The sequence below is a fragment of the Aquimonas sp. genome, from assembly GCF_044377145.1.
Classification (GTDB): Bacteria; Pseudomonadota; Gammaproteobacteria; order Xanthomonadales; family Xanthomonadaceae; genus Aquimonas.
This window is the reverse complement of sequence record NZ_JBILJQ010000002.1, coordinates 111,594-137,033: the sequence shown is the minus strand read 5'-3', so window position 1 is coordinate 137,033 and position 25,440 is coordinate 111,594. Positions and strand designations below refer to the sequence as shown.

Sequence of the window (25,440 nt, the reverse complement as noted above, 5' to 3'; positions counted from 1 at the left end):
ATATTGAACCCGCCCGTCGCCGTCGAAGTGCTGCCGGTCACCCCGTTCCAGCAGAACTGCTCGCTGATCGTCTGCAAGCGCACCAACAAGGCCGCCCTGGTCGACCCCGGCGGCGAAGTCGACCGTCTGCTCGCCGCTGTCGCCCGCCATGGCGCCACGCTGGAGAAAGTTCTGGTGACGCACGGTCATCTCGACCACTGCTCCGGCGTCGCTGAGCTGCAGCAGCGCCTGGGCGTGCCGGTGGAAGGCCCGCACCCGGACGACGATTTCTGGATCCAGCAGCTGCCCACCCGCGCCGCCGAGTATGGATTTCCACCCGCGCAGGTGTTCACGCCTGAGCGCTGGTTGGCCCACGGCGATCGCGTGCAGGTCGGCGCGCTTGAACTCGACGTACTGCACTGCCCCGGCCACACCCCCGGCCACGTGGTGTTCTTCCTGCGCGAAGTCGGCCTCGCCTTCGTCGGCGACGTGATCTTCGCCGGCAGCATCGGCCGCACCGACTTCCCACGCGGCAACCACGCCGACCTGATCCGTTCAATCCGCGAACGCCTGTTCGCCCTCGGCGATCAGGTGCAGTTCGTGCCTGGTCATGGACCTGTGTCGACGCTGGGGCGTGAGCGGATGAGCAACCCACATGTGTCGGATGCGGCGGTGGGGAAGCCCAGACTGTAAGACGTGGAATAGAAGTGCAACTCGGTGTTCAGCACTCATTCTCAGGTCTCGGTACTGGCTCGCACCACGAGCCAAGCGCCAGCGCCATATCTTGAAAACCATGTGTCTGTAGGCCCGACCGATCAATCACCAGCTCAACGCTTCAACCCTGTGTCCACGCACGCCCAGCTCGGGAGACGAACTGACTTCTCCAGCACCAGCTTGGGCTCGTCGACGCTCAATGGGCTAAGCAGATCATGGTTCTCGATTGAGATATTCGCGTGCACTTGGGACATGATGCACTCGGCCACTAAAAGTATCCGGGTTAGGATCACGCAGAGCGCAAGCACAGGTGCCAAAGCATGGGGTACGGTAGAGATATGAAGGTGGCGGCACGGCGACATTTCCGCGCCGCGAACGAGCTGGCGGATGCAACCGGCGCCGGCGCACAGCCTGGCTGCAAGGCGGTTGCCGGACATCTGTTCGGCCTTTGTGGCGAACTGGCGCTGAAGGCCATCATGATCGACTCCGGAATGCTCCCCTTGCCGGACGACGCACATCGCACCGATCCGTTCTTCGCTCACTTCCCTTCCTTGAAGCAGCGGCTTCTTGATCAAGTGCAGGGTCGACGCGCCGGCGAACTCAGACGCATCGCGGAGTGTCCGCGCCTGTTCCAGGAGTGGGATATCGGCATGCGCTACGCCCCCACCATCCAGATCCCTGCGGCGCGTGTCGATGCTTGGCGGGCCGATGCGGCTGGCCTCATCAAAGACATGGACTCCGGATGAGCACCACAATATTCTTCGACGACAGCCTGCCGCGCATGGTTCGGTTGCTGACTGAGCACGGCGGCCGAGAGCTGACCAACAAATGCGTCATCTTGCGAGATGCCAGCGGGCGTCTCAGTGTGTTCATAGGTCGTTCGCCCGCGGACGCCACGGAGCGCGACGTCCTGACTGCTGCAATTACGGACGCACTCGGGTGCTACGCCCGACAAGGTCGGCCGGTGGTTTTTGAAGACGAGCCCGGGGCCGCTGCCGTCCTATCCTCCGAGGAGCCACTTTCCCTTGAGGTGGGGGGCATCGACTGTCGGCTTCTGGACCGGCGCATTGTTGGCGTCGGCTGGCTGGCAACTCCCAACCCCGAAGTGTCAATCCCTCCGCGCCTGGTGTTCGCTAGCCTCAAGGGCGGAGTTGGCCGCTCAACAGCGCTGACCGTCACTGCCGCCGATCTCGCCGCTCGGGGCAAAAACGTGCTCGTCGTCGACCTCGATCTCGAAGCGCCCGGGTTGGGTGAACTCCTGCTGGAGGAAGAACGAAGGCCGCGCTACGGCGTCGTGGATTTCCTGGTGGAAAACGGCATAGGTGGCGTGCCCGAAGGCGGACTTAGCGATTTTGTTGGGACCAGCCAGCTCACCCGCGGAGGCGGCGGGCGTGTGGATGTCCTGCCGGCCCTGGGAGCGGTTTCGGCCCAGTTTCCAGAGAACATCATGGCCAAGCTTGCGCGCGCCATGATCGAGGACGTAGACGCCTCGGGCACAGTCCCGTTGGAGCGGCAGATCGCGACTATGCTCGACCGAATGACTGCCCATGAGGCTTACGATGTCGTGCTCATCGACAGTCGTGCCGGCTTGGCAGAGCTGGCAGCTCCAGCGATGCTAGGTCTGGGTGCAACTGTGCTGCTGTTCGGTACGGCGCAGCAGCAGACGTTTGAGGGCTACCGCGCGCTGTTCGCGGCACTTCACTCGCTTGCTCAACGCGACAAGAGGCGTGGCTTCAGCGCCGATTGGCGCGCGCAGCTGCGTCCGGTGCACGCCAAAGCCAGCCTAAGTCCACAGGTACAAGCCCGTTTCCTCGACGAGTTCCATGATCTGTACTCCAACTATCTCTACGATGCAGAGAGCGACGCCCCTGCCGACCCCGATGCCTTGGTCTTCCTGCGCAACGACAGCTCGGGTCCACATTGGCCCCTAGTGATTCCCTTCAGCCCGGTCTTCGCGGAGTTTGATCCGCTCCACGTTGAGGACCAGCTGACGGCTGCGTTCTATGAGCAGACGTTCAGGCCTTTCCTGAACGACGTTTGCAGCATCCTAGGCATCCCGACCACCGACGCCATACCGTGACCACAACATTCGAAGGTTTCACTTCCATCCGAAGCGCCATGGCCCGGCTCGACCTGTCGCCCCGAGTCGAACCCAATGAGCGGATTGACGAGGCTAGAGCCTTCTTCCCTGCCGGCCATCGCGGCGTTCTGGATATACGGCGGCAACTGGTTGTGGGCAACCGCGGCATGGGAAAGAGCTTCTGGACCCATGCCCTGACCAACGACGAGCTCCGCACGCGGCTGGCTGGCGTGTACGGACATGTGGCTCTTGCAAAGGCAAATGTCCGTATCGGCTTCAATGGCTCCGATCGCCAGAACCAGTTCACCCCCACCAGGGATGAGGTCGCTGAGGCGCGCGCGCGCGCGGCCAACGCCGACCAGATATGGCGAGCGGTACTGGTAAGGATTGCGAAAGCGGAGCTCGGCGAGGGCGGCCCCTCCGACTTGAGTGAAGTCATCCATCACGTAGAGACGGATGCGTCGCTCTACTCTGCGACGTTGACCCGCCTAGATGACAAGCTTTCGACCGAGGGGCGGTCGCTGCTGGTCGTGTTCGACGCGCTAGAACGCCTGGGACGTACGCCGGATGACATCCATGCACTGACCGGCGCCCTTTTGCGGCTGGCGCTCGGCCTGCAGTCCTTCCGATCGATACGCGCCAAGCTGTTTATGCGCGTGGACCAATACTCGGACCAGACGCTGTTCCGCTTCCCGGACAGTTCCAAGATCCGCAACGATCACGTGAGTCTGGTATGGCATCCCACGGAGCTCTACGGCTTGCTGCTGTTTGAGATTCTTCGCGACTCGCTAGGCGGCGAGGCGCTGCGGGCGTTGGCAACTGGACTCGGCGCCGAAGCTGCGCTCCCACTCGATGGCAGAGACAGTCGCGCCCAGCCCTCCGTGCAGGCCTCCCTTGTGCACGCCTTCGCTGGCGAGTTCATGGGCGGAAGCCAGAAGCGCGGTCGTGTGCATTCTTGGGTTCCGTTGCATCTCAGTGACGCCGCGAACACCTGTTCCCCGCGCAGCTTCATTTCCGCATGGCACAACGCGGCAGAGCACCTTCCTGCACCGTCAGGCCGCGCCGTCGACCACCTCGGCCTTATTGATGGCGTGCGTTTGGCGTCTCGCGGCAGGCTGCATGAGCTCTACGAGGACTACGCGTGGATCCAGCCTTCGCTCGAGGCGCTGCGAGGGAGGTTCGTGCCAATGACGCGAGAACAACTTTTCGAAGCGTGGAACGAAGGCAATGTCATCCCGAAGATCAGGGCCGTCGCGGCGGAGGGCGTAAGCAAGATGCTGGCGTCGCTCTCGGACAGCGACGAATTGGGGACATTGCTTGACGCCATGAAGCACGTGGCCGTCATTGAGGAACGCAGCAACGGGAAGATCAACGTCCCCGACATCTTTCGGGTGGAGGCTGGCATTTTGCGCAAGGGTGGTGTTGCAGTTCCCAAACGCCTGCATTGACCACACGCCCGTCGGCAATGTCAGTGAGCAGCGAGGCTACCGCACGTGGGAGTCAGGTCAATCTTGGTAGCACCCCAGCGAGCCCGCAGCGAGCCCGGGGTCCAGCGAGCCCGGGGTCAGGTCTAGCAAAGTGGCATCGGGGTGCCGCCGAGGGTGGGCCAAAGGGGTCAGGTCCATGTCTTGGACCTCCATCCAGTGCACGCTCTCTGCCTTGTCCGCGCGCCTCGGCCGGCGGTCGTCCGCGCTCGCTGGAGATCCGTGTGGTCGGAGGCGTTATGCTTGCCGCGTTCGGCTTGCAAGGAGATCGGTGGGGTGACGATGGCTTGGTCTAGGGTCTAGACCTGAGCCCTCTCGTGACCCTTTCGCGTGACCCGTTTCGTGCGGGGTTGTCGGGCGACGCGTCCGGTTTTGCCTCTCAGAAGCGTTCTATTCGTATTCCCTACCGGAAGACCGTCCATGCGCCTGATGACCTGCCTGTTTGCTCTGCTGTTGGCGATGCCATCCCTCGCGGCCGCCCAGACCCGACTGGCAAACGTCGGGCCGGTGTTCATCGACTTCGGCGAGGTGCGCATGGGTGCCCGGGTGACCGTGCCGGTGACCGTGCGCAACCTGACCACCAGCACCATCAGTTTCGCGGGCGGCGGGTTCAACACCAACACCGGATTCCTCGCCGGTGGTGGCACCTGCTCAGGCTCGCTCGCACCCGGTGGGACCTGCGAGTTCCGGTACACGTTCCGGCCGCGCAGTGCGACCGGGCTCGAAGTCAGCGGTTCGACGGCACTGACCTTGTCGGCCCCCGGCTCGCCCAGCCAGTCCGTGCCGCTGAACTTCGTCGGCATTGGTGTCGAATCGATGGTCGACATCACGCCGCGCAGTGTCGACTTCGGCGACACCCTGGTCGGTGAGACCGTGACCGTGCCGGTGACCGTGACCAACCCGACCAGCGAGGCAGTCCTGTTCTCCGGCGGCGGCATCAACCCCGGAGCGGGATTCACCGGCAACGGAGGCACCTGCGGCGGCAGCCTCGTGGCCGGCGGTACGTGCCAGTTCAACTATTCGTTCACGCCCAATGCGACCGGCGGCGTGACCGGCAGCACCAGCCTCGGCGTGACCACCGGCTCGCCGCCGTTCAGCCAGAACGTCCCGCTGTCGTTCAGCGGGAACGGCGTGAATACGGTAGGGGTCGTAAGCGTGCGCCCGGTGGGCATCGACTTCGGGCCGGTGCGGCTGGGCTCGCGCCTGACCGTACCGTTCGTGTTCACCAACCTCAGTGCGGTGCAGATCAACTACTCGGGTGGCGGGTTCAGCGAACAAGGCAGTGACGGCGGTGCGTTCGGCGGCCAGATCGGTGGCGGATCGGGCTGCACCTCGTCCACGGCCGCCGTGGGTGCGACCTGCTCGATCATCTATCGATTCCTGGCGCGCGAGCTGCGGACTTACAACGGTTCGACCTCGATGGGCTTCTCGCGTCCCGGCGCCTCGCAAAATGTTGCCTATGCGTTCACCGGCCGCGGCGTCGGCACCGTGGGCCAGGTCGCGGCACGCGAGCTGGACTTCGGCGATGTGCAAATCGGCACAAGCCAGACGACGCGGGTCAGCGTGACCAACACCACGGGCTTGGACCTGGTCGGCTTTGTCGGTGGAAATCTGGTCAGTCCGTTCAGCGCGACCAACAACTGCCCCAGCGCGCTCGCCCCCGGCGCGACCTGCGAGTTCACCTTCGGCTTCAACGCATCGAGCAGTTCCATCGGCTTCCGCGAGACGCAGACTTCGATCTCGTTCACCAACGCCGACGGCGTGCAGCCGGTTTACAACATCCGCCTCAGCGCCTTCGGCGATGACCGCGTGTTCGCCGACGGTTTCGAATGAAGCCCCGTACGCTCCCCGCAACGGCGGACACAGGTTCCTAGAACTTTCTGGCAAGGTTTCCCCAGCCAGGAGGTTCAGATGTGCAAAGCCTGGTGTCTGTGGACTAACGAAGCGCCTCAGCCGCAGCAGCGCACTCAAACCCATCCCTGGGCAGATCCTGCGCGTGCCGCCGGACCCGCATAACGCCGCCGTCGTAGCTGCCATCGTTGCTGGCGTAGACATAGCCGACGGACACCACGCGTTCGCCATCGGCGGACAGGGCCTTGCGGTCCAGACGGTTGTCGCGGTCGCTGCCGAACAGGGTGTGGCCGTAGCCCATGCGACCGAGCAGGCGGAGGTTGAGCTTGCCGAAGCCGGTGTCGAAGCTGCCGTCTGCACGTAGGCGGACCAACGCGCGATTGCCGAAGCTAAAGCCCGCGTGTTCGTAGGCGCCTCTGACGACGACGCGCCGACCCAGGGCGGCATCGCGACGCCGCGGAGCCCGGGATTGCTCACGCCCAAACGCTCGCCCTCAAGGACAGCCCGCCAGCGCCTTCTGCTCAACCTGCCAGGCGTTCACGCTGGGATCGATCCGTGCCCAGGCGGCGCGGGCATCCGCGCAGGCCTGGGCGGAAGGTGCGTGCCGGGCCAGTGCACGCAACAGGCGCGCGGGGATCAGCCCGACGTCATTGCGCTCGGCCAGTGCGGCGATGAAGGCGCGGTCCTCCGCGTTCGGTGTGCGGCCCTCGCTCCAGTCGAGCTGCAGGCCGAGCGCCTGCATGCGCGTGAGCATGCCGGGCGAGTTGTCGGCGAGCGCGCGTGCCGCGGCGAGATGCACGCGCGCCTGTGGCACGTCGTTGAGATCCGCGGCGGTCTCGGCGACGAGCAGGCGCACGACGCGCTCGAAGGTGCTGTGGCCGCTGTCGAGATAGGCCTCGGCGGCCATGCTCAGGCGCGCCAGATCCGCGGCCGCGCCGGAGCGCGTCGCTTCGACTGCGAGCCGGTTGATGCCGCACCAGCGCGCCTCGGCGCTGTCCTCGCCTTCGACCGCGCGGAACATGCGCTCGGCACGGTCCAGGGTTTCGATCGCCGCGGTGTGGTCGCCGACCAGGCGCAGGTTCAGGCCCAGCGTTTTCAGCGCATAGGCGAGGTACACCGAGTCGGGCAGGGTGAGTTCGTAGAGTTTGACCACGCGCAGCGCGCTGGCCGCGGCGGCGCGATGCAGGCCCTGTCCGCGCTGCAGTTGTTCAAGGGTTGAATACAAACCCGCCAGACGATTGCCGCGGCCGCCGTGCAGGGCTTCGGCCAGTGGCAGCAGTTCGCTGAGCCCGGCCTCGGCCTGCGCGGCCCGGCCGGCCTGCGAAAGCGCAGCGGCGCGGCTGCCGCCGACCAGCAGGCGCACATCCGAGCGCTCCGGCGGCAGCGCCGACGCCGACTGCCACGCGGTGTCGGCTTCAGCGATCGCGGCCTCGTGGCGCTGCAGCCGTGACAGCAGATCGATCCGCTTGGTCACCAGGCTGACGCGGGCATCGGTCTCGCCACCGCAGCGAGCGCCGCACAGGGCGAGCGCCGCATCAATGTCCGCCAGCGCGGGCTCCAGCTGTTCCTGTGCGCGGCGCATGTGCGCACGCCACTCCAAGGCTTCGATCTGCAGCGCAGCTTCGGCCTGCTCAAGCTCGGGCCACAGCGCCTCGATCGCGGCCGATGCATCCGCGCGTTCGCCCAGCTCGAAGCGCGCCGCCGCGCGGCGAATGGTCAGCTGCATCCGTTCCCGTGTGCGTTCCGGCGCGTGCGTGGCGTACGCGGCTTCGGCCGCGGCCAGTGCCGGCTCGGCGGCGCTGAAGCGCGACTGGTTCAGCAGGGTGCTGCCGATGGTCTCCAGCAGGCGCGCGCGCGCCATCGGTTCGAGATCGGTGCGCGCCAGGGTCTCCTTCGCCGCATCCTCCAGCAACTCGGCCACGCGCAGCTCCGAGCCGCGCAGATGGTAGGGATCCGCACCTTCCAGCAGCCGGATCAGCAGCGCGTTCTCGGCCAGCGCCTGATCGCGCGCCTCGAGAAATTGCGCGCGCTGGTGCAAGGCGAGGCCGAGCCCACAGATGAGGCCGAACAGCGCCAGCAGCGCGCCGGCGCTGGCCGCGCGGTGGCGCCCAATGAAACGGCGCAGGCGATAGCCGCGCGTCGGCAGCATCGCGGATACCGGCAGCCCGGCCAGCCAGGCGCGCACATCGGCCGCGAACTCCGTCGCTGTGCCGTAACGATCGGCCGGGCGCTTGTGCAATGCCTTGCTGACGATGGCCTGCAGGTCACCGCCCAGCATCCGCCGCAGCGTTCCCAGCGGCACATCGCGGGCGGCGGCGATCGCTGCGGCCGCGTTCGCTGGGCCCGCCCCCAGGCTGGCGCGCAGGGTCGGCGGCTCGGCGGTGACAATCGCCTGTCGCAGAGCTAGATCGCTGTTGGCCTCGAAGGCCGGGCGTCCGCACAGCAGTTCGTACAGCAGCAGACCCAGCCCGTGCACATCGGTGGCGGTGGTCGCGGGTTCGCCGGCGACCTGCTCGGGCGAGGCGTAGCGTGCGGTGAACAGCGCGGCGGTATCGCTGGCGCTGGCCTCGGGGTCGATCAGCTTGGCGATGCCGAAATCCAGCAGCTTGGCCTGGCCTGCGCCATCGACCAGCACGTTGCCGGGCTTCAGATCGCGATGGACGATGCCGTAGCGATGCGCGTAGGCAACCGCCTCGGCCACCTGCAGCCACAGGTCCAGCCGCGCGCCCAAAGCAAGCCGCGCGCGATCGGCGAAGTGGGTCAGCGGCTCGCCATCGACATACTCCATCGCGAACCAGGCGCCCAGCGCGGCACTGCTGCCGGCATCGACCAGGCGCGCGATGTGCGGATGCGAAAGCCGCGCAAGGAAGTCGCGCTCGCGCTGGATGCGCTGCGGCTGCGGATCGGCGAAGGCCAGCCGGCCCGGCAGCTTGATCGCCACCTGCTGGGCGACTTCGCCGTCGCTGCGTTCACCGAGATAGACCACGCCCATCCCGCCCGCGCCCAGCCGGCGGGTGAGCTCGAACGGGCCGAGCCGATGACCGAGCAGTGCGTCCGCCGCAGGCGCGAGGTCGCGCTCGTCCAGGGCCGCCAGCAGGCGCTGAAGCTCGGCAGCCAGCGCAGGGTCCTCCTGCTCGATGGCACGCACGCGCAGCGCGCGCGCCTCCGGCTGCAGATCGAGCAGGGCATTGAAGTCGCGCTTCATGCGCTGGAACGGCGTTTCGCTCACGGGGCTGGGCTCATCGGCTGGCGTGGCTGCAAGCGGGTGTGCGCCCTCGCCCGGTCGCGATGCACGGCGCGGTCGTCGTCGCACGCTCGCAAGAATAGCCGAGCCCGCTCCGCCACCCGCGCGGCGCGGCGCGGCGTGCTGCGAACGTCGAGCGAAGGCAGCAGAGGCGGGTCGGGATGCGCATGCGCGGACTTACGCTGTTCGGGCGCGCCGCCTGACAGCCAGCGCAGGGGGGAGATCACAGACCCGAGCGGATCGAGGTGATGCAAGCGCGCGGGTAGAGCCATGAGCAGTGCTTGAGGGTCCAGGCCCAGCCTGGGAGCGGTTGAGCGGACGCCCGCGTTCGGCACTGCTGCAGTCGTGTCAGGTTCGGCCCGCGATGGCGTAGGTCCAAAGGGGCGCCGCTGCGGGCGCCGGAGATCTGCCCATGCTTTCCTGGCTTCAACTGCTTGCTGCGGTTTTCCTGCTCACCCTGTCGCGCGTCGGCGCCGCCGCGCCCTTGGCCCCGGGTGACGTCGATCCTTCCTTCGGCGTCGACGGATGGACGCGTCTGGCCTTCGACCGCCCCGGCGAGTCGCCCTTCGACTCCGCACGCTTCCTTGCGGTGCGCAGCGAGTTCGTCAACGTCGGCGGCATCCTGCTGTCCTTCCGCTACCTCTACGTCGCCGGGCTCGCGGGCGACCGCATCGCCATCGTCAAGCTCGACGCCAACGGCGCGCCGGTGATGAGCTTCGGCAACAACGGCCGTGTGATCAGCACCCAGGGCGACATCGCCGACCTCGCCGGGCTCGGTTTCGCGCCCAACGGCGACGTGGTCATCGGCTACGGTGTCCGCAACCTCGACAATGTGTTCTTCCACGGCGCCAGCGAGGACTTTTTCGTCGAGGTCTTCACCCGCGACGGTGCGCCACGCACTCAGGGCCAGGCGCTTATCGGCCCGCCCGGGGGCGGGGTGCTGACGCCGGTGAACTGGGAGGGCGTGAACCTGTACGCCCCGGGCGCTCCGGGCAGCGTGTTCTGTGACCCCGCGATCTACCGCACCGAGCTCAACGCGCGCAGCCTCGCGATCGCACCCAATGGCGAGCTGACGATCGTGGGCCAGCAGACCTTCTCTTCCATCGGCGCGCCGACCACGCGCGCGCCGATGGTGGTGATGGCGCGCATGGCTTGGGACGCCGGCGCCAGCGTCTATCGACGAGTACCGGAATCGAACTATGCGCTGGGCTGCGGCAACAGCGGCGGCATCCAGCTGCCGGCGATCAACTCGGCCGGCGTCCCGGCCGCGGAATTCCTGCCTGCCGCCGCGACTTACCTCACCAGCGCCGACCTGCGCCTCGCCGGCAGCCTGCGCGATCGGCCGTCGCCGACTTCCGCCTACGGCCCGTCCTACGGCAGCTACCAAGCGCTGTTCAACGGCAGCTTCGCCAACGCGGGCACGGCGTGGGTCACGCCGACCGGCTACTGGTCGCCCGATTCGCGTCAGACCCGCTTTGCTTCGATGCGCTGGGAGCCGTCGCTGCCGAACCTGTTTCTTTATGGCTCCGCGGAACAGGCCTTCTTCGCCGGCGGCAATCAGCACCAGCCGATCATCGCTTTCGACAACGGCACGCAGTTTCTGTCTCCACGCTGGCTGTTCCTCAACGGCATCCTCTCCACACGCAGCGTGAACGTGCAGAAGGGGTTGCGCTGGGATGGCAAACACGTGTTGCTCGGTGCTCTGCGCCTGTGCACCGAGTCCAATCAATGCACAGGCGAGCAGGACAGCTTCTTTGTCGCGATGAGTGGCGGGCCTCCGGACAACCTCGCCTTTCCTCCGAATCTGGCCTTCGGCTTCGAGGGCTCACAGCAGTACCGCGTGCCCAGCGGCGGAGCGAACGGCGGCCCGGCGCCGCGCGCCTGGGCCTTCGATGGCGCGGTACTGGAATCAGACAATCAGGGCGCCCAGCATCTGATCGTGGTCGGAGATTTCCGCGGCGCAGGCATCGCCGATCCTGCCGACTACGACTGGTTCGTGACGCGCATCCGCCTGCGCGGGGCGCCGGGGAATCTCACGGTGCTGCGTAGCGGCGGCACCGGCTCGGTCAGCAGCAGCCCGGCCGGCATTGCGTGTTCGCCGACGTGCGTGGCGCCGTTCGCCGGTGACACCGAGGTCACCCTCACCGCGACCGCCGCACCCGGCTTCCGCTTTGATCGCTGGGCCGGCGCTTGCACGGGCACGACCTGCCGCCTGCGCATCGATGGCGACACCGAGGTCGCCGCGGTGTTCGCGCCGGCCGGGGACGCGCTGTTCGCCAACGGCTTCGAGTGAGCGATTGCCAGGACGACCGCGCGATCAATGGCCGATCAACACAATCCAGCCAGCTCGGCCGGTGCCACCGATTCCCGATTCCCTATTCCCTGCCCACAGCAAAAAACTCCGCAATCGGCTGCGGCCGGCTGAAGGCGTAGCCCTGCACGTACTCCACGCCGAGTTCGCGCATGCGCTCGACCAGGGCGGGGGTTTCGACCCATTCGGCCACGGTCTTGCGGCCGGTGACCTGGGCGATGCGTACGATCGCCTGCACGATCGCCAAGGCCAGCGGCGAGGTGCCGGCGTCGCGCACGAAGCTGCCGTCGATCTTGAGCAGGTCGACATCGAGCTTGGGCAGGTAGGAGAACGAGCAGAACCCGGTGCCGAAGTCGTCCAGCGCGAAGCGGCAGCCCAACGCGCGCAATCCGCTGATGAACTCGACCGCGCGGGCCAGGTCGCGCACCGCGCCGGTTTCGGTGATCTCGAAGCACAGGCGGGTCAGCGGGAAGCTGCTGCGGGCCAGGCGCTGGCGCAGGAAGCGGGCGAAGCTCGCGTCCACCAGCGAGGCGGTCGACAGATTGATCGAGCACAGCCGCACGCTGGCCGCGGCCTGCGGATGGTCCTCCAGCCAGCTCAGGGTGCGGTCGACCACCCAGGTGTCGAGCCGCGCGGAGAGCCCGAAGCGCTCGGCGGCGGCGCTGAACTCGGCCGGTGGCAGCAGCGCGCCGGTACTGGCTTCGCGCTTGCGCAGCAGGATCTCCAGATGGCGCCCGTCCTGCTCGCCATCGAGCGGGGTGATTTCCTGGCAGAACAGTTCGAAGCGATCGTGCTCCAGCGCCTCGTTGATGCGCAGCACCCAGTGCATCGCCGAGGTGCGCTCGCGCACCGCCTGTTCACCGGGCGCGGCGTGCTGCACGCGATTGCCACCAAGCTCCTTGGCGGTGAAGCAGGCGGCATCGACCTGGGCCAGCAGTTCGCCGTAGTCGGCAGCGGGCCGCTCGCTCAAGGCATAGCCGATGCTGACCTGGGTCGAGATCAGGCCAGCCTCCCAGGCGAAACGGAAGTCGGCCACGCGCTCGCACAGCGAGTCGAGCAGGCTGCTCGCTTCAGCGTCCTGCACGCAGGGCTGCAGCACCGCGAATTCGTCGCCACCGAGCCGATACAACTCGGCATCCGCCGGCAGCAGGGCACGCATCAGCCCGGCCAGCTCGCGCAGCAGTGCGTCGCCGGCGGCGTGGCTCAGGGCGTCGTTGATGATCTTGAACTGGTCGAGATCGAGGTAGGCCACCAGCAGCGGCCGTCCTGCGGGATTGGCCAAAGTGCGGCGCAGGTCCTCATCGAAGGCGGCTCGGTTGGGCAGGCCGGTCAGCGGGTCGCGCAGGGCGCGGCGCAACAGGCGCAGCGCCGCCACTCGGTTCTCGTGAATGGCGCCGGCCAGCACCTGCGGCACCACCATGCTGATGCACAGGAAGGCCACCAATACCGCGCTTTCGATCGCGCCGCTGGGGATCCTGAAACCGGCGATGCCAAGCCCGGTCAGCATCGTCACCACCAGGGCCATCACGGTGGTGGCGATGAAGGTCAGCAGGGCCGGAAACCGGATCGCGCTCCACAGCAGCATGGCCATCGGCAAGCCGGCCAAGCCCAGCGCCTGCGATCCGCTGGCGGCGCCGGCCAGCATCACCAGGCCCAGCACGCCCAGGCTCGACAGCACCCATGCCAGATACTCGGCCGGGTGCCGACGCGGCTCCGGCACCGTGGCTGCATCCTGCAGCCCCAGGCGCCGCCGCAGCGCCGTGCTGATCAGCAGCAGGGTGGCGGTGAGGGCGATCACGCCGAACAGATTGCCCAGCGCCCAGGCCATGAATACGCTCGGCCAGTTCGAGGCCGGCACCATCGTGACGTGCACCAGGCCAAGCGTACCGACGGCCGCGCTGGTGCCGGCGAGCGCGATGCCGCCGATCAGGATCACGAAACCGGTGCGCACGGTCAGCCGACTGAGGGCACTGCCGCCCATCAGCCTGAAGGCCAGCATCGCTGCCGCTGCACCCAGCGTGTTGGCGGCCACCGAGTACAGCAGGAACAGCGGCTGCACCGGCGCGATCAGCAGATGAACAAGCAGTGCCGACAGCGCGACCACGACCAAGCCCCAGCGGCCAGCAATGATCGCGATCGCAAAGCCCACCCCGGCCGACAGCCAGATCAAGGCGACGTCGTCGGCGCTGCGCATGAACTCTTTGCTCAGCCACGCGCCGGCCAGATAGAGACCAAGAGCAATCAGCGCTGCCGGCAGGAGCTTGCGCAGCGGATTCATGGCTTGGCTTGAGTCCCCTTGGGATTGAGCACTGCGAGTGTCCCGCCGAGCGAATGGATCGGTGTCGGGACGCTAGGCGATGTACACCGATTCGGCGCGCGTCGGCAACGGTTTGCAAGTCCCGCGCCGCCGGTTCACCGGCAGCGGCTGCTACCATCCGCGCGCTTTGCCGTCCGCCCGATACCCACCGACTGTGCCGAGGTTGCACCATGCTCCAGATCACCCGACCCGACGACTGGCACCTGCATCTGCGCGACGGTGAGGCCTTGGCTGCCGTGCTGCCCCACACCGCGCAGCAGTTCGCGCGCGCCATCGTGATGCCGAACCTGCGGCCGCCGGTGCGCAGCGTGGGCGATGCCGCCGCCTACCGCGAACGCATTCTGGCGGCCCTGCCGGCCGGGTTGAACTTCGAACCGCTGATGACCCTGTACCTGACCGACAACACCTCGCCGGACGACATCTACGCCGCCGCGGCGAGCGGCTTCGTGAAGGCGGTGAAGTACTACCCGGCCGGTGCCACCACCAACAGCGATTCGGGCGTCACCGATATCGCGCGCTGCGCGCCGGCATTCGCGGCGCTGCAAGCGACCGGGCTGCCGCTGCTGATGCATGGCGAGGTCACCGACAACGAGATCGACATCTTCGACCGCGAAGCGGTGTTCATCGAGCGCCACCTGCAGCGCGTAGTGGATGAATTTCCGCAGCTCAAGGTGGTGCTGGAACACGTCACCACCCGCCAGGGCATCGAGTTCGTGCGCGAGGCCCGCGCGGGCGTCGCCGCCACCCTTACCGCGCACCATCTGCTGCTCAACCGCAACGCGCTCTTCGCCGGCGGCATTCGCCCGCATGCCTATTGCCTGCCGGTGCTCAAGCGCGAAAGCCATCGCCAGGCCCTGGTCGAGGCCGCGATCTCCGGCAATCCGAAGTTCTTCCTCGGCACCGACAGTGCCCCGCACGCCCGCCACACCAAGGAAACCAGCTGCGGCTGCGCCGGCCTGTACACCGCGCATGCGGCGATCGAGCTTTACGCCGAAGCCTTCGAAGACGCCGGCGCGCTCGACCGCCTGGAAGATTTCGCCAGCCACTTCGGCCCGGACTTCTACGGCCTGCCGCGCAACCCTGACCGCATCACCCTGCGCCGCGAGCCCTGGCAGGTGCCGACCGAGTACCCGCTCGGCGAACACACGGTTGTGCCGATGCGCGCGGGCGAATCGATGCGTTGGCGGTTGGTCGACGCCGCCAGTTAGCCCGACACACCCGCGGCAGAGATTGACGGCGGCCCGCCGTCCCAGGCGCAGTTCGCGCTCCCGGATTGACATTCGCCATAACCAGCGCAGCGGGCCGGGTTCCCGACAGGGTGTGAGGCGATCCGTCCGAAGCATTCAGGCGGGCACCTGAAGACCGTCAGGCGACTCAGCCGGCTTGACCGCGGATTGCTCGCGCAAGAAGCGATGCATGCGCCGTGGATGCGTCGCACACGTTAAGGTAGTAGCGTGGCGGCGCGGGACTGGGACTGGGGCTGGCAGGGAAGGGCAGGTCGGCCCGGCCGAGTTGCCGCGGATCAGCGCGTAACGAGACGTGGCCTTGTTCTGCCTCAACCGAACCTAGCCCGAGCGCACATTTCGCGCATCAGGCCGTTGACACAAAACGTCACATAGGTAATGTGCCACCGTTGGCGCAGCAGTCGAAGCCGAAGGTGGTGTGAAGTTGTGGGGGCCACAAGCGCCCATACCGCCCCGGCGCTGCGTCTCTTGCGGTTGCGACCTCGACACCCCACTCGTTCCCGCTGTTCGGGTCGCTTTCCAAACTATCCGTGATCCAGTCAATGCTGAGCACTCGCATCGTTGCGCCAAACTTCGGTCGACTTTTGACATCGCTGTCAGCCGGGCTTTCGTGGGGTGTCATGAGGCTCGCCGGCACTGCCACCGCTCAAAGGAAACACACGATGAGAACCTTTTGCCCGGGCATCTGCGCCCTTGGTGTGCTGGCGCTCCTGTTGAGCGCCGGCGTGCACGCCCAGACCGTCAAGATCACGCCTGCTGCTGCGAGCGGCAGCACCAATCTGCAACCGGCCGCAAACGCTATCGACAGCAATCCGGCCTCGCGCTGGGAATCCAACTATGGGGTTTCCCCCAGCAGCCTGACGCTCGACCTCGGCAGGCAGCAGGCGCTCTCGCAGATCGTGATCGATTGGGAGGCCGCCAACGCCGCGCACTACACCGTGCTTGGCTCCAACGACAACAGCGTGTGGACGCAGATGGCGGAGCGCACCGGCGGCAGCTTCGGCGCGCGCACTGACACTCTGGCGCTCAGCGGCAGCTATCGCTGGGTCAGGATCAATGCGATCCAGCGCAGCGCCGGCAACAGCTGGGGTTACTCGATCTGGGAAGCGAGTGTGTTCGGGCCACAGTCGACCCCGGTGGGTGGCTGCAATCAAGGGTGTGTGACAGCGCTGAACAGCAGCACGATGCGCGCCACGGTGTCGCAGGGCAGCGTGGTGGACATCCACTACCGCATCAACAATGGTGCCCAGCAGAACCATCGGATGAACAACAGCGGCGGCCAGTGGTCGTTCGACATCGGCGGCCTGAACGCCAGCACCCCGGTCAGCATCAGCTACACCATCATCAACAGCAGCGGTGTTGGCCAGACCACGCCCTGGCAGAACTACACCCTCGGAAGCCTGTCGGGCAGTTCTTCAAGCAGCTCTTCCAGCAGCTCGTCCAGTTCATCCAGCAGCTCTTCGAGCTCATCCAGCAGTTCTTCGAGCTCGTCCAGCAGCTCGTCCGCCGCCTTCAGCCTGTTCCGTGAAGCCGAGGCGTACGCAAGCATGTCCGGCGTAGGCCTGCAGGACTCAAGCGACACCAACGGCGGGCGAAACGTCGGCTGGATCGATGCGGGCGACTGGATGGCCTATGCGGGCATCACCATTCCGGCAACAGGCCGCTATCGGGTCGACTACCGCGTGGCCAGCCCCAGCGGCTCGCGGCTGTCGCTGGACCTCAATGCCGGCAACATCACCCTTGGCGAAGTCGCCATCCCCGCGACCGGCGGCTGGCAGAACTGGACTACGGTGTCGCAGACGGTGGACCTGAATTCCGGCACTTACAGCCTGGGCGTATTCGCGGCGCAAGGCGGCTGGAACTTCAACTGGTTCCGGATCACGCGGGTGTCCGACGCGCCGGCCCGCGAGCTGGTCTGGGCGGATGAGTTCAACACCATCGACTCCAGCAACTGGACCTTCGAGACCAACGGCGACGGCGGTGGCAACAACGAGCTGCAGTACTACACCATCGGCCAGAACGCCTCGATCCAGTTCGACTCTGCGGTCAACAGCAATGTGCTGGTGATCGAGGCGCGTCGCGAGAATCCCAACAACTACGGCTGCTGGTACGGCCGCTGCACCTACACCTCGGCGCGCATGATCACGCGCGGCAAGCGCTCGTTCCAGTACGGGCGGGTCGAAGCACGACTCAGATTGCCGAGCACCCAGGGCATCTGGCCTGCGTTCTGGATGCTGGGCAACAACCTGACCCAGGTTGGTTGGCCACAAAGCGGCGAGATCGACATCATGGAGCACGTCGGTTTCGAGCCCACCCTGACGCACGGCGCGATCCACGGCCCTGGCTACTCGGGTGGCAATCCGATCATCGGTACCTATAACGCAGGCGAGATTGTCAGCGCGCGCTACCGGGTGTTTGCGGTGGAGTGGGATGCCAACGGAATCCGCTGGTTCGTCGACGGCCAGCAGTTCCACAGCGTCACCCGCGCGCAAGTGCTGGCACGCGGACCGTGGACCTTTGACCAGCCGTTCTTCCTGCTGCTGAACGTCGCGGTCGGCGGCGGCTGGCCGGGCAGCCCGAACGCCAACAGTGTCTTCCCGCAGCGCCTGCACGTGGACTACATCCGCGTCTATCGCTAACTGAGTCACCTGCGTGTCATCGGCCAGGGAAGGCCGATGACTGCGCTACGGGGCTTGGACGTCTGCCTGCCAGCGGCCTCGCCTGCGCAGCTGACGGAACTCGCCGCGCACAGGGCGCTTGACCACTCGCGACCCGCCCGCGCACCCAGCCGGCCGGCTCGACTCGAACACCCCGCGAGCCGGTGCCTGGACCCGGGCACACGAATCACGTCCGCGCCTGTGCGCTGCGCAGGTCATCTCGCATACGCACCGTGCAGGATGCGTCCCGCCAAACACCCTCGCGCCAAGAACTGAGCGTCGAGTGCGCCTGCGTGAAGTGGCCGATCGCTCTCGCAGACCCAGCAACACCCTGCGCCCGCGCTGCCGCACCGGGCCAGATCGCTGGCTGCTGCTTTCAAGGTGTGACAGCCCACCGCCTGGCAGCCGCATGAGTGGCCTCAGCAGGTCGCTTCGGCCACGTGCTTTCGGCGAACTATCCACCAAAGAACCCGGTACGTTCAGTCAGGTACCGGCGGCGCGCTCAAGCGCTGCAGGCAGCGCGCGTACCAAGCGCATGGCCGCGACCGATCAGCCCGTGGGCCGGCCCGCGTGAACCGCGAGCGGATTGAACACCGCACCCGCGCCAGTAGCTTCGTCCAGGTGCGAGCGGGCTGAAGTGGTGGCAATTCCACGCTGACGGCGGGCACCACTCAAGCACGCTGCGCTTGCGCCCGGTCACTGAGGTGATGCCGAGGCATGCACCGGCACTTCTGCCTGCTTGCGGACAAACTTCCGTGACCGTCCAGGCCGCGACCGCGCCAGGCGCAGTGCGCACCCGGCACGGTCGCAGGCTGGGTCAGTGCTCAGAACACCGGCTGCTCAAAGCCGTCTTTGAACAGCTCGGTGGATGGGGCAGCGGGCAGCGGCCAGGCCCAGGCGCCGCGGCCGCGGGTGAACACCGCCAGGGTGCTGAAGCCGCGGTCGATCGCCATGTCCCACACCATCACCTTGGGCAGGCCCTTGTCGAAACGCTGCCAGATCACCTCGGCGGCGAACGCGTCATCGGTGTAGTACAGGCCCCAGTCGGTGCCGGCAAACACCTGCTTCGGAATCTTCGGGTTGAAGGCCACCGAGTTGGCGGGGATGTTGGGCAGGTTGCCGCTGATGTTGCGCCAGGTCGCCGTGGCGCAATGGTTCTCGCAGACCAGCTGATAGATGTGGCCGGGTTGATTGGGCGTGTTCTGATCGAAGCCGCCAAGCGCCGCATAGCCGATGGCAGCGGCACCGGGGTTGGCCGCGTCCGGCACGTCCAGGGTGACATCCATCACCGGGCGGTTCGGCAGCACCGCATTGGCGGCGGTGACGTTGACCCAGCTCGCGCTGTCGGCGGTGCCCACATTCAGCCCGTGGCCGTACCAGACGTTGCCGTCATTGGTGCCTGCGATCGCCGCAGTCGGCGTCTTCACCGCATGCGCCAGCTGGTTGATGAAGCTGCGGTTGCCCAGGGTGTTCTTGGTCAGTACCGGGCTGTTCGGATACCAGCTGGTCCGCGGGATGCCGCCCTGCAGGGTTTCCCACACGCGGTTGGTGCCGGCGATCAAATAGGTGCAGCCGGTCGCCGTTGTGCAGCCGCTGCCGGCCGCATCCAGGGCGCCGTAGCGGTAGATCTCGAAGGGCATCACGAAGCTCAGCACATCGCCGCCCCAGGCCGGGCTGGTTTGCGGCGTCGCCGGCTGGGTGCCGGAGTTCGGCCCGTTCGGCGACACAAAGATGTTTCCGTTCTGGCTGGACCAGTACCAGCGCTGCTCGTTGACCGGCTCGATGCGGGTGTAGATGCCGTCGCCGGCGTTGCGAACCGTCCATACCGCCGGCTGCCCAACTGGGCCGGTCCAGCGCGCGAATGAACTGCCGTTGTCCTGTGCACCGCCGCTGGCGCCGGGCTGCGGGCTGGTCGCGAAGTTGCCGCTGATGTCGCCCGAATAGAACTCGATCGAGCCGATGGTCTCGTTCAGCGATATATAGGTTGGACGGTTGTCGCTGTTGCTGCCGCCCGTCCCGAACAGCGCATTGCCGGTGACATACACCCCGCCATCGGTGCCGACGAGCAGGGCATTGCTGTCGTAGCCTGACGCGGTCGGCAGGTAGGCGGTGGCATGGTGGTCGACATGTACATTGCCGTTGCCGTAGCCGCAGGTGATGTTCTGGAAGGTGTCGCCACCGTTGGTGCTGCGGTACAGATCCACACCGCTGAGCATCACGTTCTCGGTGCTGTTGGGATCAACCGTCAGGTTGGCGTCGTACCACATCTGACTGCCTCCCCCGGCTGCAAAGGAGCACCCACCGGCCTGTACATCGGCGGTCACCGCGGTCTGGGCCCAGCTGTCGCCACCGTCATTGCTGCGCCAGACGCCGAGCACATTGCTGGCGGTGGCATGCGAGCCCATCGCGTAGATCACCTGCGGATTGCTCGGCGCCACCGCAAGTTCGATGCGGCCCAGCACCTTGCCACTCGGGTTGCCGTCGCCCGTGCCTGCGGGCCAGCCATTGGCCAACAGGGTCCAGTCGCCGGGCGCCGGGCAGCCACTGGCCGGCATCACCGCGCGATACACGCCATTGGCGCCGAGATTGGCGAGGTCGGGCTGCACCGGCGTCGGATTGCCGCGCGTACCCACTGCCGCATACAGCCAGGTGCCACCGCCGGTGCGCGGCACGGCCTCGAGGCCGGTGATGTCCTGGCGCTGGCTGCTGTGCGGGTTGCTGACGCAGGGGCCAGTCCAGGCTGTACCGCCGTTGTAGCTGAAGTACAGCCCGGTCTTGGTGCCCACCACCACGGTGCTGGAGTTGTTCGGGTCGGTGACGACCTTGCCGATGGCCTGGTACTGCGGGAACCCGAGCCCGGCCGAGGGCGGGTAGAACGGCGTGAACACGTCCTCGCCCAGCACCTGCCAGGTCTCGCCCTTGTCGGTGCTCTTCAGCAGGCCGGCGGTGCCGAAAGAGAACGAGCCATAGCGAAGATCGCCGGTGCCGGCGTAAACGATGTTGCTGTCATTGGGATCGATGTGCAGATCACCGATGGCGATGCTGTTGATGTCGGGCTGGTCGGTGACATTGGTCCAGGTGGTGCCGGCGCCGCAGCAGTTGGTGCTCTTCCACACCCCGCCACCGTCGGCCGCCGAGAACACCGTGTGCATGCCGCCGGCATCCGGCCCGCTGGGATCAACCGCGATCACATTGACCCGGCCGCTGACCTGATTCCAGTTGTTGAACACTTTCGGCTGCGGGCCGAGAAAGGTCCAGGCGCCGGTGTCGAGCGGGATCGGCGACGCCGCGCGACGCGCCAGGTAGGCCGATTGCTCGCCGGCCGGCACGCCCGACTGCACCCGCGCATCTTCTGCCTTGGCATCGACGAACCAGCTTGGGCTGAAGTGCATGGTCGGATAGGCGACCCGATGGGCCCAGTAGTCGCCGCTGAGCGGCTTCATGTTGAGCCGAGGCTCAGGCTGATCCAGCCACCAGACCGTTGCCGTGAGCACGCTGCAGCCGATCGCGGCCGCGATGATTTTGGTACGCATGTCGATAACCCCCGAAACAAGATCGCCCTGCCGACCGCGCCCGCGGGCCGCGGCAGCCGTGTAGTGCACCCCCGTGCAGCGGGGTGGAGCGTACCGGTATCGCCCACCTGTTGACACCACCCGGAAGACAGGGCCGCCGGGCCCGCACAGACACGGCTTGCGCCGCGCGTCCGCAGACCCTCAAATGACGGTCTTCATGAACCACAGGGCCGCACCCCGATGACGCGCAAGCAACGCCACCCACACCCCGCACGCCCCGCCGCCGCGAAACCGGTTGCACGCCCCTACAGCACCGCCGAGAAGGCCCTGATCGCGCTGGCCGGCCTTGGCCTGCTGATCACCGCCTACCTGAGTTGGACCGCATTGTTCGGCAGCCTGCCGGCGTTCTGCAGTGCCGGCTCTGGCTGCGAGATCGTGCAGGGCAGCCGCTGGTGGCGCTTTCTCGGCGTACCGGTGGCGGTCTGGGGCCTACTGACCTACGCCGTGCTGCTCGGCCTGACGCTGTCACGCGGCAAACCGCAGCCGCGCTGGCAGCGGCTGTGGAGCGTCGCCGTCATCGGTGCCGCGATAAGTCTGTACCTGACCCTGGCCGGCGCGATTGCACTGCAGGCTTTCTGCGCCTGGTGCCTGGCCTCGCAGCTGGTGATCCTGGCGATCTTCGCGATCGTCCACCTGCAGCGCCCGCGCGTTGCCAGCACCTTCACCTGGGGTCCGTTCCTGGCCAAACACGCCATCGTGCTGGTGGCCGTCCTCGGCGTGATGCACGCCAGCGCCGCCGGCTGGCTAGATCGCCAGGAAGACCCGCGCCTGGCCGCACTCGCCAAACACCTGGACGCCACCGGCGCCAAGTTCTACGGCGCCTTCTGGTGCCCGAACTGCCGGCAGCAGAAGGACCGCTTCGGACCCGCCCAAGCGCACCTTCCCTATGTCGAGTGCAGCCCCAACGGTCGCCAGGGCCCGGTCGCCTTCGCCTGCGTCAACGAGAACATCGTCGCCTACCCCACCTGGATCATCCGCGGGCAGCGCTATCCAGAGGCCTTGGATACCGAGGTGCTGGCGCAACGGTCTGGATTTCGGTGGGCGGGGGAGTAGCGAGGGCTGGGGAGCCGGCTTCGGAGCACGCCCCGCACTCACTCGAACCCATCGCGCATCAGCAGCTCGGCATCAGCGAGCGCCCTGGTATGCAACCGCCAGAAGCCTTCGCCGATGGCGGCCAGGATTCCGGCAAATTGGAGGGTGACCCGGCGCAGCCCGAATCCGTCTGCGAGCAGTCTGCGGCGCAGTTCGATGGGCTGCAGATGAAATCCGAAACCTGTACGCCCGGTTCCGGAATGTAGCCAGCGACGGCGGCCCGGCTGATCGCGCAACACGCTGACGCGAAGTGCGAGTTCCAGGCTGAGGTCGGCCTCGGGTTCGCAAGGGCGAGGCGTTCAGCGATTGCCAGCTGGCGGCAAGCGCCCGCCGGATGATGGGCGGGCGCTTGATTCCACTATCGACGGGGGCGCGGATGACAGTCCGCGGCCCCTTGAGCCTGCGGAGCGTTCAACCGCGCAGGGCCTTCGGGGTCAGCCGCTGCATCCAGCACAGCAGGGCCGGGATCAGGATCACCGCGCCGAGCATGTTCATGACGAACATGAAGGTCAGCATCAGACCCATGTCGGCCTGGAACTTCAGGTCCGAGAACACCCAGGTGCCCACGCCGGCAGCCAGGGTCAGGGCGGTGTAGAAGATCGCGATGCCGGTGGTCTTCAGCGCGATGAAGTAGGCCGCAGTCAGTTCGTGGCCCTGCTTCAGCGCCTCGGCCATACGCGCGTAGATATAGATGCCGTAGTCCACGCCGATGCCGACGCCCAGCGCGACCACGCACAGCGTGTTGACCTTCATGCCGATCCCCAGATAGACCATCAGGCTGTGGCCCAGCTCGGTCACCAGCACCAGCGGCAGCAGGATGCACAGGGACGCGATGATGCTGCGGAAACTGAGCAGACACATCACGAACACCGCCGCGTACAGCAGGTACAGGATGGTGTGCTCGGAGGCGCGGACGGTGTCGTTGATCGCCGCCATCACACCGATGTTGCCTGTGCCGAGACGCAGGTTGACGGCGTCGGTCGTGTAGTCCTCGCCCTTGGCCTGCGCAGCCTCGATGGCCTGGTTCTGCTCGACCCGGAAGTTGATGTTGTGGGCGCCATTGTCGTCGCGGAACTGCTTCACCGCCGCGACAATGCGATCGATGGTGGTGGCCTTGTGGTCGCTCAGGAACATCATGATCGACATCGCGCTGCAGTCGGAGTTGAGCAGGCCGGTGTCGGTCTCGAAGCTCTGCGTCGACAGGCGCAGCGAGTCGCCATCGCGCGGCAGGGTGCGCCAGCGGATGTTGCCCTCGTTGTAGCCGGCGTACACGATCTTCGCGGCCATCGGCAGGCTCATGACCTGTTCGACGCCCTCGACGTTGCGCATATGCCACGAGAAGCGGTCGATCAGCTCCATCGCCGGGTAGCTGGTGGTGCACGCCGACGGGCCGGCTTCGGCGATCACGTTGAGAATGTCCACGCCCAGCGAGAAGCGCGTCGATATCACCTCTGCATCCTGGTTGTAGCGCGCGTCCGGCCACAGTTCGGCGACGCCGGCCTGGGCATCGCCGGTCATCACCTTGTCACCCTGGCGCTCGGCGACAAACCAGCCCACCGCGCCAATCAGCACCAGCACCAGTGCCGGCAAGGGCCGGCTGCCCTTGGCCAGCAGCGCCCAGATCCGATCGAACTGGGTCAGCTGACGCAGACGGAACTCGCGCTTTTTGTCGAGGTTGCGCAGGCGGGTGTAGCTGAGCAGCACCGGCAGCAGCACCAGGTCGGTGAGGATGGTCAGTGCCACGCCGATGGTGGCCGTGACCGCCAGCTCGCGGACCATGTCGATCGGGATGACCATGATCGCGCCGAAACCGATGCAGCCGGCCAGCAGCGCGACGGTGCCGGGCACCAGCAGCATGCGGAACGAAATCCTGGCGGCCTCCAGTGGTCCGACCGCATGGGATGCACGGGCGCGCAGTTCGTCGACCGTGCCTTCCTCCAGGCCACCGAAGAAGATCTCGCCGCGGAAGCGGTTGATCATCTGCTCGCCGTGACTGACCGCGATCGCGAAGATCAGGAACGGCGTCAGCATGTTCATCGGATCGATGCCGAAGCCGAGCAGGCGCAGTGCTCCGAGCATCCACACCACCGACACCAGTGCCGCGAACACGGTCAGCGTCGCCAGCTTGATCGAGCTCGAGTAGACGAACAGCAGCAGCCAGGTCATCGCGATGGTGAGGAAGAAGAAATAGATCACCGAGCGCGCGCCGTCGGTGATGTCGCCCACCATCTTGGCGAAGCCGATGATGTGGACGGTGTAGCCCTTGCCTTCGTAAGCGGTGCGGATGTCCTCGAACTTGGCGGCCACCGCCTGGTAATCGAGGCGGTTGCCGGAGTCCTCGGGGATCAGGTCAGCCCAGACCATGGCGCCCGAGAAATCGCGCGATACCAGCTGCCCGACGATGTTCGCTTTGACGATGTTGCTGCGAATGGTCTTGAAGTCGTCCGGGCTCGCCGTCCAGCCCTGCAGACCGGGAGTGAAGTCCGGCGGGATCACATTGCCGCCGGCGAAGCCATCCTCTACTACCTCAACGAAGCGCACGTTCGGGGTGAAGATCGAACGTACCCGCGCGTCATCGGTCTCGTCGATGGCGATGACGTCGGCGGTCACCTTCTCCATCAGACGGAAAAACTCCTGGTCGAACATGTCGCCGTCTTCGGCCATCACGGCGACCAGCACACGGTTGGCCCCGCCGAAGTTCTGTTCGTACTCCTGGAAGGTCTGCATGTACTCGTGGTCGAGCGGAATCTGTTTCTTGAAGCCGGCGTCGACCCGCAGCTGGGTCGCGAAGAACAACATCACGGCGGTGATGATCGCGAACAGCACCAGCACGAGCGGGCGCGATCCGAACACCAGTGCCTCCGCGCTGCGGTGGAACAGGGAGGGTGAACTCAT

At 66.6% G+C, this 25,440-nt stretch carries 15 protein-coding genes; 9 read left to right on the top strand and 6 right to left on the bottom strand.

All coding sequences use genetic code 11. From position 1 onward, the window contains the following. Positions 1–3: 3 nt before the first annotated feature. The 5 genes from ACIQ7H_RS01490 (at position 4) to ACIQ7H_RS01470 (ending at position 6,090) form a co-directional block, all read left to right on the top strand. Positions 4–672: an MBL fold metallo-hydrolase gene (locus ACIQ7H_RS01490; RefSeq protein WP_395787650.1), complete on the top strand. Its 669-nt coding sequence runs from the start codon at positions 4–6 to the stop codon at positions 670–672. Between the two features lie 341 nt (positions 673–1,013). Next, positions 1,014–1,439, top strand: coding sequence for a hypothetical protein (locus ACIQ7H_RS01485; protein ID WP_395787648.1), 426 nt, complete (start codon positions 1,014–1,016; stop codon positions 1,437–1,439). Further along, complete coding sequence (locus tag ACIQ7H_RS01480) at positions 1,436–2,773, top strand: KGGVGR-motif variant AAA ATPase (RefSeq protein WP_395787646.1); 1,338 nt, start codon at positions 1,436–1,438, stop codon at positions 2,771–2,773. The genes ACIQ7H_RS01485 and ACIQ7H_RS01480 overlap by 4 nt, the downstream gene beginning before the upstream one ends. After that, positions 2,770–4,221, top strand: a complete 1,452-nt coding sequence (locus ACIQ7H_RS01475) for a hypothetical protein (protein ID WP_395787644.1) — start codon at positions 2,770–2,772, stop codon at positions 4,219–4,221. The genes ACIQ7H_RS01480 and ACIQ7H_RS01475 overlap by 4 nt, the downstream gene beginning before the upstream one ends. Positions 4,222–4,677: 456 nt before the next feature. Continuing rightward, positions 4,678–6,090 carry a choice-of-anchor D domain-containing protein gene (locus ACIQ7H_RS01470; protein ID WP_395787642.1) on the top strand — a complete coding sequence of 471 codons (1,413 nt, stop codon included), beginning with the start codon at positions 4,678–4,680 and terminating at the stop codon, positions 6,088–6,090. A gap of 103 nt (positions 6,091–6,193) precedes the next feature. Here ACIQ7H_RS01470 and ACIQ7H_RS01465 read toward each other — a convergent pair whose 3' ends face one another. Both ACIQ7H_RS01465 and ACIQ7H_RS01460 read right to left on the bottom strand, forming a co-directional pair. Next, complete coding sequence (locus ACIQ7H_RS01465) at positions 6,194–6,481, bottom strand: hypothetical protein (protein WP_395787640.1); 288 nt, start codon at positions 6,479–6,481, stop codon at positions 6,194–6,196. A gap of 120 nt (positions 6,482–6,601) precedes the next feature. Beyond that, positions 6,602–9,337 carry a protein kinase gene (locus ACIQ7H_RS01460; protein ID WP_395787638.1) on the bottom strand — a complete coding sequence of 912 codons (2,736 nt, stop codon included), beginning with the start codon at positions 9,335–9,337 and terminating at the stop codon, positions 6,602–6,604. 427 nt (positions 9,338–9,764) lie between these two features. Between ACIQ7H_RS01460 and ACIQ7H_RS01455 the strand changes: the two genes are divergently transcribed. Then, on the top strand, positions 9,765–11,645 hold the full coding sequence (locus ACIQ7H_RS01455; protein WP_395787636.1) for a hypothetical protein: 1,881 nt from the start codon (positions 9,765–9,767) through the stop codon (positions 11,643–11,645). Positions 11,646–11,727: 82 nt separating this feature from the next. Here ACIQ7H_RS01455 and ACIQ7H_RS01450 read toward each other — a convergent pair whose 3' ends face one another. Continuing rightward, positions 11,728–13,941 carry a putative bifunctional diguanylate cyclase/phosphodiesterase gene (locus ACIQ7H_RS01450; RefSeq protein ID WP_395787634.1) on the bottom strand — a complete coding sequence of 738 codons (2,214 nt, stop codon included), beginning with the start codon at positions 13,939–13,941 and terminating at the stop codon, positions 11,728–11,730. A gap of 209 nt (positions 13,942–14,150) precedes the next feature. On the opposite strand from ACIQ7H_RS01450, the gene pyrC reads away from it, so the two are divergent. Both pyrC and ACIQ7H_RS01440 read left to right on the top strand, forming a co-directional pair. Next, on the top strand, positions 14,151–15,188 hold the full coding sequence (gene pyrC, locus ACIQ7H_RS01445; RefSeq protein ID WP_395787632.1) for a dihydroorotase: 1,038 nt from the start codon (positions 14,151–14,153) through the stop codon (positions 15,186–15,188). Positions 15,189–15,886: 698 nt separating this feature from the next. Next, on the top strand, positions 15,887–17,863 hold the full coding sequence (locus tag ACIQ7H_RS01440) for a carbohydrate-binding protein (protein WP_395787630.1): 1,977 nt from the start codon (positions 15,887–15,889) through the stop codon (positions 17,861–17,863). A gap of 842 nt (positions 17,864–18,705) precedes the next feature. Here the strand turns inward: ACIQ7H_RS01440 and ACIQ7H_RS01435 are convergent. Further along, positions 18,706–21,414 carry a WD40/YVTN/BNR-like repeat-containing protein gene (locus ACIQ7H_RS01435; protein WP_395787628.1) on the bottom strand — a complete coding sequence of 903 codons (2,709 nt, stop codon included), beginning with the start codon at positions 21,412–21,414 and terminating at the stop codon, positions 18,706–18,708. Positions 21,415–21,633: 219 nt separating this feature from the next. Here ACIQ7H_RS01435 and ACIQ7H_RS01430 point away from each other — a divergent pair, with 219 nt between their 5' ends. Then, positions 21,634–22,506: a vitamin K epoxide reductase family protein gene (locus ACIQ7H_RS01430; RefSeq protein WP_395787626.1), complete on the top strand. Its 873-nt coding sequence runs from the start codon at positions 21,634–21,636 to the stop codon at positions 22,504–22,506. A gap of 38 nt (positions 22,507–22,544) precedes the next feature. On the opposite strand, the gene ACIQ7H_RS01425 is transcribed toward ACIQ7H_RS01430, so the two are convergent. Both ACIQ7H_RS01425 and ACIQ7H_RS01420 read right to left on the bottom strand, forming a co-directional pair. Next, positions 22,545–22,784 carry a hypothetical protein gene (locus tag ACIQ7H_RS01425; RefSeq protein WP_395787624.1) on the bottom strand — a complete coding sequence of 80 codons (240 nt, stop codon included), beginning with the start codon at positions 22,782–22,784 and terminating at the stop codon, positions 22,545–22,547. Between the two features lie 172 nt (positions 22,785–22,956). Then, on the bottom strand, positions 22,957–25,440 hold the full coding sequence (locus ACIQ7H_RS01420) for an RND family transporter (protein WP_395787622.1): 2,484 nt from the start codon (positions 25,438–25,440) through the stop codon (positions 22,957–22,959).

Coding starts and splice junctions, on each gene's coding strand:
- ACIQ7H_RS01485 (WP_395787648.1), top strand. CDS start 1,014: ATGGGGTACGGTAGAGATATGAAGGTGGCGGCACGGCGACATTTCCGC.
- ACIQ7H_RS01480 (WP_395787646.1), top strand. CDS start 1,436: ATGAGCACCACAATATTCTTCGACGACAGCCTGCCGCGCATGGTTCGG.
- ACIQ7H_RS01470 (WP_395787642.1), top strand. CDS start 4,678: ATGCGCCTGATGACCTGCCTGTTTGCTCTGCTGTTGGCGATGCCATCC.
- ACIQ7H_RS01455 (WP_395787636.1), top strand. CDS start 9,765: ATGCTTTCCTGGCTTCAACTGCTTGCTGCGGTTTTCCTGCTCACCCTG.
- ACIQ7H_RS01450 (WP_395787634.1), bottom strand. CDS start 13,941: ATGAATCCGCTGCGCAAGCTCCTGCCGGCAGCGCTGATTGCTCTTGGT.
- pyrC (WP_395787632.1), top strand. CDS start 14,151: ATGCTCCAGATCACCCGACCCGACGACTGGCACCTGCATCTGCGCGAC.
- ACIQ7H_RS01440 (WP_395787630.1), top strand. CDS start 15,887: ATGAGAACCTTTTGCCCGGGCATCTGCGCCCTTGGTGTGCTGGCGCTC.
- ACIQ7H_RS01435 (WP_395787628.1), bottom strand. CDS start 21,414: ATGCGTACCAAAATCATCGCGGCCGCGATCGGCTGCAGCGTGCTCACG.
- ACIQ7H_RS01430 (WP_395787626.1), top strand. CDS start 21,634: ATGACGCGCAAGCAACGCCACCCACACCCCGCACGCCCCGCCGCCGCG.
- ACIQ7H_RS01420 (WP_395787622.1), bottom strand. CDS start 25,440: ATGAGTTCACCCTCCCTGTTCCACCGCAGCGCGGAGGCACTGGTGTTC.